We start from the raw sequence: 5,019 nt of genomic DNA on the forward strand, positions 1-5,019 counted from the left end.
ATTGTTTTATGATCTTTGTCCAAGGCATAACAATTTTATTTTGAACTGACTATATATAGCCCCGATTATTAAATTTTAAATACAGACTGCTAATAAACTTAAAAAGCCAAGCAAAATGCTCAGCCTGTCCAAATCAAGTTTTTACAACATTAGATTTTAGAACTTATAAAGCAATCCTAGCGTCGTCGTGGCATCCGTACGCGAGTCAACCATCGGACTATCATATTGCTCATTTGGCAGATAGCTTAAGCTTTGATTGGCAAATCCTGCCCAGCGCTCATTAAAGTCATAATTAGCGCTGATATTGATATAAGGATTTAAGCTATTATTTGACTCATAAGCAGCGACGCCTGTCTTCGCTGCCTCTTGCGCACTAACGCCATAATAATAGTTATTGTAGTCGGCATCATGGTACTCAAAGCCAATGCTTGGATAGACGGTCAGCTTATCTTTAGTGATTTTGGCAAGATAGGTCAAGCGCGCCGTATTGCCGCCACTTTTATCTAAAACGTCAGTCGCGACTTGTAGACGAAAACCACCAACAGGCGTACGGCGCAGATAAGATAGACCGGCAGCGGCTGAGGCTTTACGCTCATCAAGACCTTGCAGCGCGCCAGTTGCATCGTCAGGGTCGAACTCACTGCCATCGAGCTGCGCATAAGCCGCTAGCTGATTGGTGCCATCATTGATGATATAAGCGCCAGCCTGCGCACCGCGTGCATAGATTCTGTTGTTATCATAAAACACACCCGGCAATACTTTTATGTCGGTGCTGTCTTCCAAATCATAAGCCGACTTGACTGCCATGACGTTGACGCCGACGCTTAAAATGGCATCTTTATCAGTTGGTAAGTTGTTTTTAAACAGGGCAGCATTAGAGATGCTGGCGACACTAAATAGGGCCGTGGCGGTCAATGCGCTAAGGACAGTGCGCGTCAACGGTTTCGATAGCGCTGATGATTTAAACATGGTTTGCTCTCATAAGTGGGTGGGATAAATGGTAAAAAAAGCATTGATAAATAGAATAATAAATAAGTCTGGCATTTTACTCAATGGCGGCGAGCACTTGTAGTATTTGCTGATGAATATCTTGCCACCACCATATAAAACCAATACTGATCAGCAGCATGACCAGCCACGGTAGCAATTGCCAAATAAGCGTCGATTTGGTCGCTGTTTGTTGTTCCTTAACTTTGCTGTGATTAAGGATTGCTTGATTGGCATAGCTATCTAAGGGTAAGTTTACAGCAGAGTCGTGATTAAAACTGCTGTTATTATCAAAATTGCCATCATTGTCAAAGCGAGGAGAATTGATATAAGTAGTATGATAAATGTCTTGCGCTGCGCTAGGCACATTCTGTAGCGTAGCAGCCAAGCGCTGACGGTAGGCAATGGCAAACGCCAATGCAATCACTAATCCTGTGACCGCGCCGCCAATATGACCAGCATTGTCAATCCCCGGTACGGCAAAGCCATATACCAAATTGATGCCCATAATAATGATCAGGCTTTTCAGATTGAGCACCATGCCGTTGACTGATATTTTAAACAGCGCGGCTATCAATAGCGCGGCACCGATACCCATGATACCGCCAGACGCGCCCGCCGATAGTCCGGGTTGTCCCGTACCATCTAAGATACCTTGCCACGTGACATAGTTGTTCAGTAAATTACCACCGATTGCCGCCAGTAAAAATAACGCCAGAAACTTCGCTGAGCCAAACATCGGCTCGGCAATCTGGCCAAAAAAATACATGGCAAAACCGTTAAACAATAAATGCATCAGACCGATATGCAAAAAGGCACTACTTGCCAAGCGCCATGGTTCATTGTCCATGGTATAAGGCAAAGCATTGGCGCCCCATTTAAGCAATGCTTCGGTCGATGGATTGTTAGCATCGACGCCGCTCAGCACCTGCATGAAAAATAAGCCGATAAAGCTTATTAATAGCAAAGTGGTGACGGGCGCGGTTTTTAATAATTGTTGAATGGTCATAAACGCAAACTATCAATAGTAAATGATGAGTAGAGTATAAAGGCTAGGGTTAGGGCGTGTCACCCATAACTGGGTTATAGTCGATTCAACCTCAAAACGATATAGGATTGCTAGAATAAATTTTTCGCAGCGTCTGGAGTGTAAAGCACACAACAAGTAAGGAAAATTTATTCTAGCAGCATGCTATTTTGAACATATCCTTTTTACATTGAACTGAATATATCAATAATTAATAAAGTTGGGTTTTTTAATAAGGACTGGCTTTTTAATAAGCATGAGTTTTAAGATTCTCATAAGTGCCTTTAACCAAAATGTCATCCGTCACTTGATTGATATCGGTATGACCACAAAACGCCATGCTAATATCGCATTCGTTATAAATAAGCTCTAGCGCACGGCACACACCATCTTCGCCATAAGCGCCAAGCCCATATAAAAACGCGCGACCGATCATTGTGCCATTGGCGCCTACAGCGAGTGCTTTGAGCACATCTTGACCGGAGCGAATGCCACTATCGAGCCAAATCTCGATATTGCTGTTTTCCGCTCGTACCGCTTGCACGATATCAGCGAGCGCGGCAATGGAAGATAGCGCCCCATCGAGCTGACGGCCGCCATGGTTTGAGACGACCAACGCATCGGCACCGCTACGAGCAGCCATGATGGCGTCTTCAGGTTCCATGATACCTTTGATAATGAGCTTGCCGCCCCACATATCTTTAATGCGTGCGACGTCATCCCAGCTTAGCGCTGGGTCAAACTGTTCAGCCGTCCATGCCGAGAGCGATGAGATATCCTCGACGTTTTTGGCGTGGCCAACGATATTACCAAAGCTATGCCGTTTGGTGCCGAGCATATTCATGCACCATTGCGGCTTGGTCATGAGGTTTAATATATTAGCAAGCGTAGGTTTTGGCGGCGCAGATAGACCGTTTTTGATGTCTTTATGGCGCTGTCCGAGCACTTGTAAATCCGCGGTTAAGATAAGCGCGGAACAATTGGCCGCTTTAGCGCGGCGAATCAGGTTTGCCATAAACTCTTGATCGCGCATCACATAGAGCTGAAACCAAAACGGCGCACTGGTCTTTTCTGCGACATCTTCGATAGAGCAGATACTCATGGTTGAAAGCGAGAAGGGCACGCCAAATTTCTCCGCTGCCCGTGCGGCGTGAATCTCACCATCGGCCCACATCATGCCAGTAAAGCCAGTTGGGGCGATAGCAACGGGCATTTTGACTTTTGAGCCTAGCATATCCGTGGCAAGCGAGCGCCCTTCCATATTGACCAGAACCCGTTGGCGCAATTTAATACGGTCAAAGTCGGTTTCATTGTTGCGATAAGTAGTCTCAGTCCATGAGCCTGAATCGACATAATCATAAAACATCCGTGGTACTTTACGCTCGGCAACACGGCGCAAATCCTCAATTTCCGTTATTTTTTTTAAATATTTCATAGGTTTCTCATTATTATGATTGTTTTATAATAGCGCTCTTATGCTGGTTGTTTTATAAAGACTGCTTTATGACGCTGCTAATAATTGCTGCAAATCCAACACTGAAAACGGATAATTCAAGCGTTTTGATGGCGTCAATATCACAGGAATCGTAGTAGCAAACTCCATCATCAGCACCTCATCAAAATCAGCAATATCAACATACTGATAGCGTATCGGCTGCACCGCTTGAAATTGGCTAAGCAGCTGCTCAGCGATGTCACAAAGATGACAGCCAGTCGTTCCGAGTAGCCACCATTTATCCTGATTTTCAGCCGTACCAAGATTGGGATTGGCGGCAATCATGCGTGCCCGTAACATTGCTACTGTATTATTAGCCATATTTACACTCTTATTTTTATATCTATTTATCGCCAAGCGTTAGTTTTAAATTTTTAAAGAAAAGTATTCGTAGCACTTGGCAGTATTTACATAATAAAGAAATAGGGTAAATAATGACAGCGATTGTGAGATTAGGTAAGATGACCTGCTATTTATGATTAACGCGTTAGGGTTAACAGTTTATTATGTTGACTATTTTTTAACTACTTGGATATCGCTCGCATGGCAAGTTTTGGCACATTTCTCAAGCGCTTATTACTGGCATTCATGTTGTTGGTGGTGGCTTTTCATATATTGGTCGCAGGTCTGCTACTGATTTGGAAGACCCAGCCGATTAATAATAGCATGTTTATGCTGACCCATCGTTTAACGGGTGGCACGGTCACGCAAACGTGGGCTGAGTATGACGCCATTGCCAAATCTGCCAAACAAGCAGCGATTGTCAGTGAAGATTCGACCTTTAGCCAGCATAATGGCTTTGATATGAAAGGCATTAAGGCGGCACAGAAAAAGAACGAAGAAACGGGCAAAATGTCAGCGGGCGGCTCAACGATTACCCAGCAATTGGCCAAAAACTTATTTCTTACCTCGCATCGCTCTTATACCCGTAAAGCTGAAGAAGCGATTATCACAGTAATGATAGAAACCTTTTGGGATAAGCAGCGCATTTTGACCGCTTATCTCAACGTCGCTGAGTTTGGTAACGGCATTTATGGTGTTGAAGCCGCCGCGCAGCATTATTTTGATAAGTCAGCGGGCAATCTAAACCGTGACGAATCGGCTTTACTCATCGCCATGCTGACCAATCCAAAATACTACGAAGGTCATCAAAGTGACAAACGCTTGCGCAACAAACAACGTATCATTAAAAAACGCATGAAAAATGCCGTCTTACCGCAATCCGCTTAGAAAACGATTGGCTTAGAATGTAATTAGCTTAAATTGTCGGTTGGCATTAAATAGCGTTAATAAAAATAAAAGATGACGGCATATCGATCACGTAAAGGAATAAAAAGGTGGCAGAGATGGTTAATAAGCAAAATAACGATCATGAAATTAACGATAGTATTGATGTTAGTACAAAAACGGATAAGGTCAGTACAAGCCTCGTCACAACAGAAGCAGAGCTAACGGCAAGCTCGAGCAAAGGGTTGAGTGAAATAGACTGGCAGCGTTTCGACGATGGCAG

Annotated in this window: 5 protein-coding genes; 1 reads left to right on the plus strand and 4 read right to left on the minus strand. The window is 44.0% G+C overall.

Translation table 11 applies throughout. From position 1 onward, the window contains the following. Window positions 1–156 precede the first annotated feature (156 nt). From V7D75_RS12235 to V7D75_RS12250, 4 genes are all read right to left on the minus strand, one after another. Entirely contained in the window at window positions 157–969 is an 813-nt protein-coding gene (locus V7D75_RS12235; protein WP_068407158.1) for a MipA/OmpV family protein, read from the minus strand. A gap of 76 nt (window positions 970–1,045) precedes the next feature. Continuing rightward, window positions 1,046–1,996, minus strand: coding sequence for a rhomboid family intramembrane serine protease (locus V7D75_RS12240; protein ID WP_333614788.1), 951 nt, complete (start codon window positions 1,994–1,996; stop codon window positions 1,046–1,048). A gap of 265 nt (window positions 1,997–2,261) precedes the next feature. Then, a complete protein-coding gene (locus V7D75_RS12245; protein ID WP_333614789.1) occupies window positions 2,262–3,449 on the minus strand; it encodes an alpha-hydroxy acid oxidase in 1,188 nt (395 codons plus the stop codon). Between the two features lie 66 nt (window positions 3,450–3,515). Next, window positions 3,516–3,830 (minus strand): glutaredoxin family protein, encoded by a 315-nt coding sequence (locus V7D75_RS12250; protein ID WP_102077664.1) that lies wholly within the window; start codon window positions 3,828–3,830, stop codon window positions 3,516–3,518. A gap of 222 nt (window positions 3,831–4,052) precedes the next feature. Here V7D75_RS12250 and mtgA point away from each other — a divergent pair, with 222 nt between their 5' ends. Beyond that, on the plus strand, window positions 4,053–4,739 hold the full coding sequence (gene mtgA, locus V7D75_RS12255) for a monofunctional biosynthetic peptidoglycan transglycosylase (RefSeq protein ID WP_333614790.1): 687 nt from the start codon (window positions 4,053–4,055) through the stop codon (window positions 4,737–4,739). Window positions 4,740–5,019: the final 280 nt, after the last annotated feature.

Origin of the sequence: Psychrobacter sp. (assembly GCF_036731945.1) — a bacterium.
Classification (GTDB): domain Bacteria; phylum Pseudomonadota; class Gammaproteobacteria; order Pseudomonadales; family Moraxellaceae; genus Psychrobacter.